The 14,038-nt window shown below is 32.2% G+C and carries 14 protein-coding genes; 5 read left to right on the top strand and 9 right to left on the bottom strand.

The window, feature by feature from the left end; genetic code table 11:
* Nucleotides 1-239 precede the first annotated feature (239 nt).
* Nucleotides 240-1,802: an SLC13 family permease gene (locus HMPREF3267_RS06635; protein WP_062077837.1), complete on the bottom strand. Its 1,563-nt coding sequence runs from the start codon at nucleotides 1,800-1,802 to the stop codon at nucleotides 240-242.
* 135 nt (nucleotides 1,803-1,937) lie between these two features.
* Complete coding sequence (locus HMPREF3267_RS06630) at nucleotides 1,938-3,023, bottom strand: glycosyl hydrolase family 28-related protein (protein WP_062077839.1); 1,086 nt, start codon at nucleotides 3,021-3,023, stop codon at nucleotides 1,938-1,940.
* Between the two features lie 117 nt (nucleotides 3,024-3,140).
* On the opposite strand from HMPREF3267_RS06630, the gene HMPREF3267_RS06625 reads away from it, so the two are divergent.
* From HMPREF3267_RS06625 to HMPREF3267_RS06615, 3 genes are all read left to right on the top strand, one after another.
* Nucleotides 3,141-3,695, top strand: a complete 555-nt coding sequence (locus HMPREF3267_RS06625; RefSeq protein ID WP_002477934.1) for a cysteine hydrolase family protein — start codon at nucleotides 3,141-3,143, stop codon at nucleotides 3,693-3,695.
* A 54-nt stretch (nucleotides 3,696-3,749) separates the two neighbouring features.
* Nucleotides 3,750-4,679, top strand: coding sequence for a manganese-dependent inorganic pyrophosphatase (locus tag HMPREF3267_RS06620; protein ID WP_002461385.1), 930 nt, complete (start codon nucleotides 3,750-3,752; stop codon nucleotides 4,677-4,679).
* Nucleotides 4,680-5,122: 443 nt separating this feature from the next.
* The gene (locus HMPREF3267_RS06615) at nucleotides 5,123-6,502 is read left to right on the top strand and encodes an aldehyde dehydrogenase (protein WP_062077841.1); all 1,380 of its coding nucleotides are present in this window, start codon (nucleotides 5,123-5,125) and stop codon (nucleotides 6,500-6,502) included.
* A 94-nt stretch (nucleotides 6,503-6,596) separates the two neighbouring features.
* On the opposite strand, the gene HMPREF3267_RS06610 is transcribed toward HMPREF3267_RS06615, so the two are convergent.
* Together HMPREF3267_RS06610 and HMPREF3267_RS12475 are read right to left on the bottom strand one after the other, a co-directional pair.
* Nucleotides 6,597-7,631 carry a 6-phosphogluconolactonase gene (locus HMPREF3267_RS06610; protein ID WP_062077843.1) on the bottom strand — a complete coding sequence of 345 codons (1,035 nt, stop codon included), beginning with the start codon at nucleotides 7,629-7,631 and terminating at the stop codon, nucleotides 6,597-6,599.
* A 125-nt stretch (nucleotides 7,632-7,756) separates the two neighbouring features.
* Complete coding sequence (locus HMPREF3267_RS12475; protein ID WP_002461390.1) at nucleotides 7,757-7,930, bottom strand: hypothetical protein; 174 nt, start codon at nucleotides 7,928-7,930, stop codon at nucleotides 7,757-7,759.
* Between the two features lie 311 nt (nucleotides 7,931-8,241).
* Here HMPREF3267_RS12475 and HMPREF3267_RS06605 point away from each other — a divergent pair, with 311 nt between their 5' ends.
* On the top strand, nucleotides 8,242-9,282 hold the full coding sequence (locus tag HMPREF3267_RS06605) for a C45 family autoproteolytic acyltransferase/hydrolase (protein WP_062077845.1): 1,041 nt from the start codon (nucleotides 8,242-8,244) through the stop codon (nucleotides 9,280-9,282).
* 385 nt (nucleotides 9,283-9,667) lie between these two features.
* Here the strand turns inward: HMPREF3267_RS06605 and HMPREF3267_RS06600 are convergent, their stop codons facing one another.
* The 3 genes from HMPREF3267_RS06600 to HMPREF3267_RS06590 form a co-directional block, all read right to left on the bottom strand.
* Nucleotides 9,668-10,507 carry a DUF4097 family beta strand repeat-containing protein gene (locus HMPREF3267_RS06600; RefSeq protein WP_062077847.1) on the bottom strand — a complete coding sequence of 280 codons (840 nt, stop codon included), beginning with the start codon at nucleotides 10,505-10,507 and terminating at the stop codon, nucleotides 9,668-9,670.
* Nucleotides 10,507-11,061, bottom strand: a complete 555-nt coding sequence (locus HMPREF3267_RS06595; RefSeq protein ID WP_002461394.1) for an HAAS signaling domain-containing protein — start codon at nucleotides 11,059-11,061, stop codon at nucleotides 10,507-10,509. The genes HMPREF3267_RS06600 and HMPREF3267_RS06595 overlap by 1 nt, the downstream gene beginning before the upstream one ends.
* 69 nt (nucleotides 11,062-11,130) lie before the next feature.
* Complete coding sequence (locus HMPREF3267_RS06590) at nucleotides 11,131-11,655, bottom strand: hypothetical protein (protein ID WP_002477930.1); 525 nt, start codon at nucleotides 11,653-11,655, stop codon at nucleotides 11,131-11,133.
* Nucleotides 11,656-11,783: 128 nt separating this feature from the next.
* On the opposite strand from HMPREF3267_RS06590, the gene HMPREF3267_RS06585 reads away from it, so the two are divergent.
* Entirely contained in the window at nucleotides 11,784-12,341 is a 558-nt protein-coding gene (locus tag HMPREF3267_RS06585; protein WP_002461397.1) for a thioredoxin family protein, read from the top strand.
* 93 nt (nucleotides 12,342-12,434) lie between these two features.
* On the opposite strand, the gene HMPREF3267_RS06580 is transcribed toward HMPREF3267_RS06585, so the two are convergent.
* Nucleotides 12,435-13,163, bottom strand: coding sequence for a phenol-soluble modulin export ABC transporter permease subunit PmtD (locus tag HMPREF3267_RS06580; RefSeq protein ID WP_002477929.1), 729 nt, complete (start codon nucleotides 13,161-13,163; stop codon nucleotides 12,435-12,437).
* Nucleotides 13,163-14,035 (bottom strand): phenol-soluble modulin export ABC transporter ATP-binding protein PmtC, encoded by an 873-nt coding sequence (locus HMPREF3267_RS06575; RefSeq protein WP_002461399.1) that lies wholly within the window; start codon nucleotides 14,033-14,035, stop codon nucleotides 13,163-13,165. The genes HMPREF3267_RS06580 and HMPREF3267_RS06575 overlap by 1 nt, the downstream gene beginning before the upstream one ends.
* Nucleotides 14,036-14,038: the final 3 nt, after the last annotated feature.

Raw genomic sequence — 14,038 nt, 5'->3', positions numbered from 1 at the left:
CGAACAACGCGAGTTGGGGTGGCTGAGACGGCACTCTAGGAAAGCGAAGCCATTCAATACGAAGTACTGTGAAAATAGAGAACAGCAGCAAGATATTTTTTAATTGAAAATATCTTGCTGCTGTTTTTCTGAGATTTATATCCCAGACCATATTTTTTGGAATTTATATCCCTACCTGTATTATTTTAAATTTTTATCTTAAACTGTATTTTCTTGTATTAATATTTATACTTTAGCCATTATTTTAATGGTAAAGCTTTTGAAATATCAATACCTAAAATGATAGGCATAAAGAAATAAACTACAATAATGATAAGTACGGCACTAATGAGATTGACCCAAAAACCTACATAAGCCATTTCCTTAATTTCTAATTTCCCAGTACCAAACACGATTGCATTGGGCGGTGTTCCCACAGGTAACATATAAGCACAGTTCGCTGCCATAGCTGCAGGAACCATCAATAATAATGGGTGTACATCAACAGCTACAGATAATGATGCCAATATTGGTAATATCATCGTCGCTGTTGCTGTATTGGAAGTTATTTCTGTTAAAAACAGGACAAATAATGTAATAACAGCTACAATAATCATCGGGCTAACACCATCTAAAGATTTTAATTGTAAACCTAACCATTTAGCCAAACCACTCTCTGATATCCCTTTCGCTAAAGCTAAGCCACCACCAAATAAAATTAGTACTCCCCATGGTAATTCTTTAGCCACTTCCCAATCAATGATTCGTTGAAACTGTTGTTTGTTCTTTGCGGGTATAATGAAAAGTAGCACTGAAATAAATATGGCGATGGTACCATCAGCTATTTCTGACGTTACAGACCAATTATTCAATAAAAATTCACGCGAAATCCAGAGTAAACTTGCAAATACAAATATAGCCTGAACAACCTTTTCTTCGTACTTCATTTTGCCAAGCTCATCTAATTTCGATTGAATCAATGATTGTCCACCAGGCAAATATTTCATATCATGTTTAAAAGCTACATATCTTAAATATGCCCATGTTAATGCGATAAGTATAAATACAGTTGGAATACCAATAATCATCCATTTAGCAAAACTAATTTCTTGTCCAAAATGTTGTTCAAATTGTCCTTTCAAAATTATTAATGGTGGCGTTCCTATCAGTGTGCCAAGACCACCTATCGTTCCTGCATAACCTATCGCTAATACTAAAGACTTTTCAAATTTGTGTAAGCTGACTTTGTGTTTTTCTTTATCATTCAATTCATTTGCTTCTTTAATTATAGCTAGTCCAATAGGAATCATTATCATGACAGCTGCTGTGTTTGACACAAACATTGATAGAAACCCTGTTGCTATCATAAAACCCAATAATATTTTGGCTGTACTTGCCCCTATATACTTGATAATCGTTAAGGCAACACGTGTATGCAAATTCCATCTTTCCATTGCAATAGCTAGAATGAAGCCACCTAAAAATAAGAAAATAATATCATTGCCATATTCTGATGATACAGCTTCAGGTGATAACACATGACCAATTGGTAATAAAATTAGCGGTAAAAAACTTGTTGCTGCAATCGGAATTGCTTCTGTTATCCACCAAATTGCAATCCACACAGTTATTGCTAATACAAAAACCCCTTTTTCTGGCAAAGCCGGTGGATGAAAGAAAATTAATATTAAAGCAAAACATAGCGGCCCTAAAATAAGCCCTAATAATTGCCCTAAATTGTAAGACTTTTTTGTACTATTTTGCGAGAAAAATGTTAAATAACTTGATGTCCGTTGCTGCGAGTCATTTTTTGAAAATAACATCGCTTCCACCCCCTACATCTTTATGTTAATTATCAAAATATTCACTTAATAGATGATAATTATAAGTATTATACCATATAAAAAAACACCCTTTTGAAAATTAATTCAACAGAGTGTTCGAGTAAATAAATTTTATTATTCAATATTAATTAAATTTATATTGATTTCTTCAGTCTGATTTATGGTCACGTCTTTGGCATCTTCAACATGTATCGTTTTTTCAGCATTATCAAATGTATTAGCCGAAATGCAAACAGTTTGATGCTTCACATTATTATAGCTGCGTATGTGAATAGCATCTTTAGTCATCTTACCTTTAAAATGATTGTTAATAATATTGATATTTCTCCCTGCCTCTGTTTGATGTTCCTGCCCCAGCATATCAGCCGCATTTTTCCCATCTTTCACTGCTAAAAAGCGGATGCCTCCAGCACAGCTAATAAAATGATTATGCGCAATAAATGTATCTTTCCATTTCAATGGTGTCACTGCATAGTCAGTCATGCCATCAAAAACATTATTATTTATGTGAACATTTTCATAAAAATGTTGATAACGACTCGCATGAGAGCCAATCGCCCGATTCCAAGGACCCATGCCAGCTGTTTCAGATTTTCCAAAGTAGCAATTTTCTATCACTACATTTTTAGTTATCGTACCATCACGCGTTCCAAATTTTGGAAATGCTCCAGGCACTTGTATATCGAGTTGAACAGCTTCTGAAAACCAGCGATCTCCATCTACATCTCTAAATCCAATAAATCGACATTGCTTAATATACAAACCATTGATTCCACAAGCATCAATACAGTGGCCTCCTACAACATTTCTAATGGTGACATCCAACAACTGTATATCTTCAGCATGTCCAAAACAAAGTGCGGTATTATTATAGGGACAATTTTTACCGTTCATATCAAAGGTGCCCCCTTTAATATGGATATGACCATTACCACGATATTCATGATAGAAAATATATGGTTTCCCATTTTTCAATAAGGCATCTTTACCTGTTCGCAATAAAGTGGTTTGCTCATCTAGCAATAATGTCGTTCCTTCATAAATAACTAATGCTTTATTTATATGAAATTCACCCGCAGGTATATAAACCGTTTGTCTTCCTTTTCTTCGATGTGCAATATTAAGTGCTTTTTGAATCGCCCGTCTATCTGCACGTCGATTCTTGCCTTTCAACCCATAATCTTGTGCATTGATAATCATATCGCACCTCCTCAAAAAAAGTTGTAACTGCAGTGTCCTATGGCTATACTTATTACTATAAATACATCATATCACATTACACGTTTTTCTTTATTTTAAGCAATTTGGGAGGCAAAAATGATTAAGAAAGCATTAATCGTAGTTGATTATTCAAATGATTTTATCGCAACTGATGGAAAATTAACGTGCGGACATCCAGGCCAAGCCATAGAGGAGTATATCAAATCCCGATTGGAAGCATATCATGCCGCACAACAAGACATTATTTTTACAATGGATTTACATTACGAAGAGGATATTTATCATCCAGAAACCCATCTTTTTCCACCACATAATCTTGCGGGCACACATGGACGAGAATTGTATGGAACGATAGGTGATTTCTATAAGCAACATCAAGATCAAAAGCATATTCACTATCTCGATAAACGTAGATATGATTCTTTTTATGGTACACCTCTTGATTCTCTTTTACGTGAACGGCATATTGATACCATTGAAATCGTAGGTGTGTGCACTGATATTTGTATTCTTCACACAGCGATTTCAGCATATAATTTAGGCTACAATATTCATATACCAGCCAAAGGGGTCGCTTCCTTTAATCCAGCTGGACATGCTTGGGCGTTGCAACATTTTAAAAATACATTGGGCGCAGAGGTAGAAGAATAATCTGAAAACGTGCTAAAATAAAAGATATCATATTTAGTAAGGGAGAATAAAAGCATGACAAAAACTTATATATTCGGGCATAAAAATCCAGATACTGATGCAATTTCATCAGCTATCATTATGGCAGATTTTGAACAACTCAGAGGTAATACTGAAGCAACTGCTTATCGTTTAGGTGACGTAAGTGCAGAAACACAATTTGCGTTAGATCATTTTAATGTCAATGCACCCGAACTTTTAACAGATGATTTGGAAGATCAAGATGTTATTTTAGTTGATCACAATGAATTCCAACAAAGTTCAGATACGATTTCTGGTGCTACAATTAAACATGTTATTGATCACCATAGAATCTCTAACTTTGAAACAGCAGGACCTTTATATTATCGTGCTGAACCAGTGGGTTGTACAGCTACTATTTTATATAAAATGTATAAAGAGCGTGGTTTTGAAATTAAACGTGAAATTGCAGGACTTATGGTGTCTGCAATCATTTCAGACAGCTTATTATTTAAATCACCAACTTGTACTAAAGAAGATGTTGCCGCTGCTCAAGCACTAAAAGACATCGCTCAAATAGATTTAGATAGTTATGGTTTAGATATGCTTAAAGCAGGCGCATCTACTACAGATAAATCTGCTGAATTTTTAATTAATAAAGATGCAAAATCTTTCAACATGGGAGATTATGTCACTCGTATTGCACAAGTTAACACAGTAGATATTGATGAAGTATTAGACCGTAAAGATGAATTTGAAAAAGTAATGTTAGAAGCAAGTGCCAATGAAAAATATGATTTATTCGTGTTAGTTGTCACTGATATTATCAATAGTAACTCTAAAATATTAGTTGTTGGTGCTGAAAAAGAAAAAGTTGGCGAAGCATTTAATGTTAAGTTAGACGACGGTATGGCATTCTTAACTGGTGTTGTATCACGTAAAAAACAAGTTGTTCCTCAAATAACTGAAGTTTTAATTAAATAAAAATTTTACAGTTTAATTGAATATTAATTAAGTAACGATTTTCATTGCTCATGCTGTGGAAATCGTTATTTTTTATAGTGAGTAAATATTTATATCATTTTTTCACATTACATCCTCCTACCCTAAATGCAAACACAAAAACTGAATTAGTATGATTATAATGAACCATATATTACAATGACAATGATATGTATTTATCTTATTAGACATGCTTTTATGGTCAAAACGTAATTATGAGTTTATAAAAAATGAGTCTGGAACATCATTATGTTTTAAACTATAAACTAAATATTGGCAGTAATTGACTTGATTGAAAGTACGCTGAATACAAGCTTTTTTCAATCCTAGTCAACCTTGCCGGGCGAGACTACGAATTCATAATGAATCCTGTCCCACTCCCCATGTCATTAATAATATTGATATAGAAAAAAGGAGGCACTGCATTGAATCACATAGAACAAAGATTTAATGAGAGCAAACAATATTTTAATACTCAAGCTACTAAAAATGTTAAGTTTAGAAAACAGCAATTAAAAAGTTTGCGTAAAAATATTAAAAATAATGAAAAAGCATTACTAGAATCATTGAAAAAAGACCTAGGCAAAAGCAATGTCGAAGCCTACGCGACTGAAATTGGCATCGTACTAAAAAGTATTAAGCTCGCACTCAAAGAATTAAAATCTTGGACTAAAACCCAACAAGTCGATACCCCATTATTTATGTTTCCAACAAAAAGTTATATTATGAAAGAACCTTATGGTACTGTCTTAATTATCGGACCTTTTAATTATCCTGTTCAACTAGTATTTGAGCCACTCATAGGTGCCATAGCAGCTGGTAATACGGCTATTATTAAGCCATCCGAATTGACACCACACACTACCGAAGTCGTTAAGCACATCATTGAATCGTCTTTTGAACATCGGTATATTAGTATTGTTGAAGGTAGTATTGATGAAACTCAAACGTTGCTTCATCTCCCCTTTGATTACATTTTCTTTACAGGTAGTGAAAAGGTTGGACGTATTGTTTATGAAACAGCTAGCAAACAATTGACTCCTGTAACCCTTGAATTAGGAGGAAAATCACCTGTTATTGTCGACGAAACTGCGAATATTAAAGTAGCAAGTGATAGAATAACCTTTGGAAAATTTACAAATGCTGGACAAACGTGCGTAGCACCTGATTATATATTAGTAAATAAAAAAGTAAAATCTGCACTAATTACAGCATTAAAACACTCTATTGCAGAATTTTATGGCAAAAATGTTCAAAACAGTCCTGATTATGGGCGCATTATTAATGACAAACATTTTACTAGGTTAAATGAATTATTAAATATTCATCGCAATGAAATTATTGTTGGAGGGACTAGCGACAAAGAAAACCGATATATAGCGCCTACATTGTTAGAAAATATTACCCCACATTCTAAAATTATGGAAGAAGAAATATTTGGCCCTATTCTACCTATCATTGAATACGATGATTTTAATGAGGCATTAGATATCGTGCGCGCAAAATCAAAACCTTTAAGTTGTTACTTGTTTAGTGAAGATGAAAATAATACACAACGCGTACTGAATGAATTATCATTTGGTGGCGGTGCAATTAATGATACTTTAATGCATTTAGCTAATCCAAATTTACCTTTTGGAGGCGTTGGTGCTTCAGGCATTGGACAATATCATGGTAAATATTCATTTGATACATTTAGTCATGATAAATCTTATATATTTAAATCGACACGCTTAGATTCAAGTATGATTTATCCACCTTATAAAGGTAAATTAAAATACATAAAAGCGTTTTTTAAAAATTAATAAACAAGCCCAATAACCACAAGGCAGTTTTGATAGATTGACTATCATGACAACATATGCCAATGTGTTATTGGGCTTATTTTTATCTATTATTTCAAATTAAAAATGTGACACAAACACCTTCTGGAGCAACATGTGTTGAATCAGTCAACGATAACTTTCCAGTATCATGATTGCGTTCAAAGACTGTGACAATGCCTCCATCTTCTTGATGTGCACAAACAATGTAATCATCTGAAGCTGTTATATTAAAGTCTCGAGGAAATACGCCGCAACTTTTAACGATATCAATTAACTCTAGATGTGCACCTTCGTCACTTAATTTAAAAATGGCAATGCTATCATCTCCCCTATTACTCACATAGATAAAACGTTGGTCGTGAGATAAGCGTACTGCTGCTAACTTCGTTTCATTTTGTAGCTGTTCTGGTATTGTTGAATGACGTTCTAATTCATGAAACTCGCCATTTTGATAAGTTGTCACACTGATGATATTTGATAATTCATGTACCACATACGCATATTGTCCATTGTTATGAAATGCGATATGACGAGGCCCATCTGCATCATTAAATTGTGATACTGCACTTTCTTTAAATCCTTTATCACTGAATTCATATGTGATAATTCGATCCGCACCCAAATCAGTAACAACAACAAAGCGTTGATCTGGTGTCTCATGAATAAAGTGTGCATGTGAGTGTTCTTGACGTTCATGAGAACCAAGGGGATAATGGAGTGCTAATTCATCTATAAGGTTGATAATATGGCCTGTTTGAGTATCCAATTTATATAATCTCACAAGTCCAGCACTATATACTGCCTCAAAAAGGTATTCACCACTTGTTGATATAGATATATAACAACCTGTCCCTTCCGTTGATGGCAGACATTGATTCATATATGTTAAAGAGCCATCCGCTTCCTTTTTAAAACTTGCAACACCACACTGAGCATCCTCTTTTGTGATTGCATATAAATAATCATCTGTCTGAGCCAAATATGTTGATGCTTCAATGTTGTAACCTGTTTCTAAAAATTTGATACGCCCTTGTACATCATCTAATTCATAACGATAAATACCCTTTCCGTTATATTTCGTATATGACCCAATATATCCAATTGTCATAACTATCATCCCTCCAAACTTCTTATTTACTATTCTATAAAAGATTACAATTAAATAACAACTATTTAACAAATAAAAAAACAGCGTCTGTAACACTAACAGACACTGACTAAAACAATATAGAATTAAGCATTATTTCCTTCAATATCAGAAATAATTTCTTTTGTTTTTCTTTCGATATCTTCAAAATCTTTTTTGAAAATGTAAGCAAAAGCTACAAAACCTACACTTACAATGACAGTTGTAATAGCCACTAAGCTAAATACAAATTTAAATAATCCTTTAATAAAGTTCCACATTGCGATTTCACCTCTATTTAAAAATAAGCATATTTACAATATATAATATTATCACATATGCATTTACCATTAAACTTATACCCTTATTCTGATATAATAATCAAAAGCTTATCACAATATTTTGTTACCAATTCCACCAATTAATAATAGCATTTTTTACTTTATTATAAGTGTTTCCATTCATGAAAATCACCTCATTAATTATGATTAGCAATATCTAATGCTGTTATTTATTATAAATTCATTATTGTGAAAAATACAATTAATAACATATTACAATTCTGTAATAAATTAACTTGTGGAGGTTTACAATGCAACATGTTCAATCTGAAATTATGACACATCGTGGCTCGCACTATGATTTAGGTGTTAAAACAGCTCAATGGTTACGTAAAACCCCTTTACTAAAAAATAGAGAACAAGAGTGGAAGAAACGCATGCCAAGATTTGATATAGATGTTAAAGAAACGTATGGCGTTTTTCAAACATATGCGCCAGAAATATGGCAAGAACTAACTGGAATGCAAGATGTATTAAATCTTCCAAGTAAACAAATGGTCTTAAATTTCGCACATTATCGTTTTACTGATTTACCAGAGAGCGGTTGTACCGTCTTTCAAGGCAAAGATTATATGGTCAGAAATTATGATTATCATCCTGCAACTTATGATGGTCGTTACTTATTATTTCAACCGAATGATGGTGGTTTAGCTCAAATTGGACCTACATCCAGAGTGACAGGTCGAATGGATGGCATGAATGAAGCTGGCCTAGTAATGGGGTACAATTTCATGCATCGTAAAAAGCCAGGTAATGGATTTGTATGCTATATGATTGGTCGCTTAATTTTACAATATTGTAAAACTGTTGATGATGCAATTACGTTTTTACAAGAACTTCCTCATAGAAGTTCTTTCAGCTACATAGTTATGGATAGAAACTTAAACCATGCAATTATTGAAGTCACGCCTCGCAGTTTCAACGTCCGTTATGATAAAGTATGTACGAATCACTTTGAACTTTTAACTCACGAAAATAGAAATTATACGGCTGAATCTCAAGCTCGCCTTGAACGTACTATCAGTCAAACATCACAATCACTTGACAAACATCAAGCATTCAAACTATTTAATGATCCTCAATATGAAATATATAGTAAATTATTCAGAAGTTGGTCTGGTACGATCCACACTTCTATGTATGAACCACAATCTTTATTTGCATGGATGACTTTAGGTGAAAATAAAGCGCCACGCGTAATTGATTTTCAAGCATGGTTAAACGGCACGCCGCTATCCTTTAATCAATTTGATGGTCGTTTAGATACAGATTTAACCTTTGCTACTTATTAATGAAAAAACATTAATTAACGTGTTTACTTCTATAACGAATAAACAAGAGAAAATAAGTCTCTGACAATATATAATTTAACATTAGGAATTAGTTCAAAGTATTTAGGCAAGGCTTTTGAGGGTTCAAGATGTGCTGAAACTATTACCAATGAAAGCAAGTCAATAATACGAACGATCATTAATAAAGAAAAGAGCGGGACTACGAGTTCATGATGAATTCGCAGTCCCGCCCTGGCAAGGTTGACTAGGATTGAAAAAAGCTTGGTATCAGCGTACTTTCAATCAAGTCAATTACTGCCAATATTTAGTTTATAGTTTAAAACATAATGATGTACCAAACTGAACTGTTTTCTAGGTATCATGTTTTAGACTCTGTGTCATCTAATTACTGGATTATTATATCTCCATCAGTTGTATAAAACTCTAAAACGTTATGACTGATACCTACTTTTCCTTCTTTAAATGCTGACTGTGTGACAACACTTTTACCGTGACCTGGATGAAGTTTTAATAATGTGTTTTTTGGCTTTCGTTTATATGCAAAATTAATGTCTCCATTTTTCGTAGCTGCTTTCAAATTTGATTGTCGCGGCATATCTTCAAATCTTATATCTCCTTGATTAGCAAGAAAAATAGAATCATTCATTTGGCTATTTTCAATGTTAAAGCCCCCACTGTCTACTTTAAAACGACTTGACCGCATCTTACTGTTATTGATGTTCATATAATAATTATCGCCATTGATTTCAGCATTATCGAAATGACAATTGGTAATATTTATGCTGTCAACCCCTTTATAAATTATTGTCTCAGCTGACTGAATACCATCAATAATTAACTTATTGTTTGGAGCATCGATCGTTAAATGCTTTAACATTTTAGATGGTACCTCTATTTCAATCATATAATTAATGGTTCTAAATGGATTGACATTAACACTATAACCTCTATTTGAAGATTTGGTTTGCATTACGCGCAATGTACCTTTGTATTTATGCATAGTTACCTTATTATCACTGTAATATTTCACCTTAAATTGTTTACCTTGCTTTATATGAACGCCACCAGAAGCTTTAATTGATAAACTTTTTATTTCATTTGCATCATAAGACTGAGTATATTTCAAATTTTTATATTTTTCTTTATCATGCATAAACCATGATAGTGTACCGCTAATGAAGAAAATAATAAATATAGCGATACCTGCAATCATTACTTTTTTCATTATTGGACGCTTCCTTTAACCGTTTTAATATACCACATTAAATATTTAATAATTAAACGATAAATTAAATTAACCAGTTTTAATGCTAAAACGATAAATATTAATCCCAATCCTGAATATGAAAGCCCAAATAAAATATTACTCAATGAATCTGGAATGTGTCGCCACAAACTTACGAGCATTAAAATGATAGGTGTTAATGTTAGAACACAAGCCATTACCAATATAAGCATTAAAATCATCCCAACAATTAATGTAGGAATTAAAATAAATAGCGTCGATAATACACCTAAACTAAGTGATGCCATAACTGCTCTAACAACATTACGTAGATTAGGACGGAACTCTGCATAACTAATCGCTGATTTCGCTTTAAAATTTTTGGCAATATTTTGCGGTTCCGGCATTTTTGTAACAATTTGTTGTTCTGTTTTCCCTTGTTGTTCTTCAGCCAAAAACATCGATTCATACTTATACATAATTTGGTCTTTTTGTTCTCGAGGCAACTCATCTAATTCAATTTCAAGCTGGTTTAAAAAAGTAATCTTATCCATACGTTCACTCCACTATATCGTTTATCTATATATCATATTTAGTGGTAAAAATTTAATAAGTCGAATGTATTAGCGACTGAAAAATTCTAATCGTTTTACACTATTATCTTTATATAAAATAGATAATTTCATATGATTTTGCTTATCAAAATATGTAATTGACTTATATTTCTTGCCCTGATGTGTTTTTTTATAACTTTCCCCTAAATTCATAATGGCTTGATCAATTGAATCACCAATTTGAACTCCAAAATTAGTAGTAATATTAGAATGATTAATTAACACAATCCCTTTTATTTTATTACTATGCTTTTGAACTTTAACTATAAGATTTTTATACTTTTTATGTGTATAAAAACGATATCTATCTAACTTTATTTTGTGGTTCAGTTGATAATCCGAATTATTGAATTGTTGATTTAGTTGTAAATCATTAATTTTTAGTTCAGATAAATCCACCGACTTTTCATTTTTATAAACATTTAAACTTATTAAAACAATAATGGAACTTATTAAGAATATTAAAAAAACAATCCATCTGTTTTCAATACGCACTTTATTCACCACTTTCTTACTATTTATTAAATATATCATAAGCACTAGCTCGTTGCATTTATCTTTATGGTATCTTTATGAATATCTTATAAAAGAAAGCGTCTTCATTTGTATATTATGCATTTGTTGCTATAATTATATAAACTACTTAATGGGAGGAAATGATTATGGCTAAGTTAGAAACATATTTTAAGCAAAGTCAACCTATTGGTCAGTACATTGATGACATGACAGTAAACAAGGAAAATGTATTGTCAATTTATGAGTCATTCAAGCTACCTAATGATGATCAGCGACTCAAACAGTTGCAACAATCAGCTTACAGCAAAGTATTAGTAATATCAGAAGACTGGTGTGGCGATGCGATGATGAATTTACCTATTCTGAAACGTATCAGCGAAGAACTAAATTGGGAAGTGCGTGTCTTCCATAGAGACGAAGATACGGATTTAATTGATCAATATTTAACTAATGGTACATCTCGATCGATTCCCATTTTTATCTTTTTAAACGATAACTATGAACAAGAGACCGTTTGGGGTCCACGTGCACAAATTGTTCAAAAATTTGTCGATGACGTTCGTTCAACGCACTTACCTAACAAAGAAGATGCTAATTACGAAGATAAGTTAAATGAAACACATGTTATTATTTCTAATCGTTATAAAACAGACTCTACATTATGGCAAGCTGTTTATGACTCTATTATTACGAAATTAAGTTAATTATCCAATGTAAAAACACCCTAAAAGTTAGAAAAAAGCTAACTTTTAGGGTGTACTTTGTTTCAATATTACTTTTATTATTTTTAATATTTTTTATATATCGCGCTTAGTTGCATAAAACAGTGTTGTTACAAAAAGCACTACAATTGATGCGATTGAGATAAACCACTGCCAATTTGTAAATTCTATATTGCTATTTAATTCTTTTTTTGTTAAATAGCTAAACGGTATATATTTCATCGCATCTTGTATGTGTTCTCCCCATTCTGGAATAAGTCCTAAAAATGGATCAATAAATGGCACAATAAAGATTAAGAAAATACCTATTGTAAATATCACTGCTGGCTTTTGAACAATGAGTGTCAGCAAGAATAATACTAATCCATAAAATAATAAGAAAATCACATAGAACCAAATGTTTTTTAGGAATATATCTCCATCTAATTTATCGCCCTTAGTAAAGGCTTGAATTAACAGCATAGAAATATAAGCTACTCCTGCAAATATAAGTGCTATCAAAATAATTGATATAACTTTCGCCATCACATATCCAATTCTGCTAGAAACTCTGTTCATATAAAGTTGAATTGTCCCTTGTGAATAATCTCTAGTGATTGTTTTAATTACAAAAAGCGTGCCCACAAATAGTAAAGCCCAGTTAATCATTGGAATTAATGACTCATAGTGGACTTTATGCGTATTTTTCATAAACAAGTAGGATACTAGTCCAAATAACCCACCAACAAGTGCAATTGCCACATATGTCAAATAACTTTTTATTATACTAATTAAATCATATTTCACTAGTTGTAAGCTTCTCATTATTTATCACCTCTTTGATTAATATTAAAATACGTGTCGCGTAATGAATTTTTACGTGATTCGATAAACGTTGGGTACACATGACGTTGCGCTAACAATTTAAGTAATTGACTATAATCTTGTTGAATTTTAATATGCAATTCTCCAAGTTCAGCATGTGACTCGAGTACATTGAAATGGTTCTCTAGCACTTCTTTCGCCTCGTCAAACTGCTCTACCTTAACTTTAATAATAGTAGCATCATCAATACTTCCTTTTGTCATATCAACATCTTGTACAAATTTACCATTTCTTAAGAAAATAGCACGATCACAAATTAATTCAATATCTTCAAGTTTATGACTAGAGATAAGTATTTTCATTTGTAGTTCTTCAACTAATGACTTAATTGTCTCAAGAACATCAATCGATCCATCTGGGTCCATACCATTCGTTGGTTCATCTAAAATCAAATACTTTGGTTTATTCATCAAAGAAACTGCAATTGCTAACTTTTGTTTCATACCCATAGAGTATTTTTTAACTTTTTTATTAATATATGATCTCATTCCAAAAGCATCGATAATTTTATCTGAATAACTTTTATCAAATCCATTACCTAATACTTGAGCAAATAATTTCAAATTATCTAATCCGGATTTATTATCATAAAGCTTTGGATGTTCAATTAAATAACCTATATTATCTTCACGATTAACCGCAACTTCTCCTTGATAGTTGATAATATTATTGTTCATCACTTTCATCAATGTTGTCTTTCCAACACCATTTTTACCAATAAGTCCTACAATTTGACTTTCCTTAAAATCAAAATCGATTTGGTCTAACACGACATTATCTTTATATGTTTTGGTGATTTTCTTTAATTGCATCAA

The organism is Staphylococcus sp. HMSC62D11 (assembly GCF_001839145.1).
In the GTDB taxonomy this organism is placed as follows: Bacteria; Bacillota; Bacilli; order Staphylococcales; family Staphylococcaceae; genus Staphylococcus; species Staphylococcus lugdunensis.
Note: the sequence above shows the minus strand (reverse complement) of the source record. Positions and strands in the feature narration are given on the sequence as shown.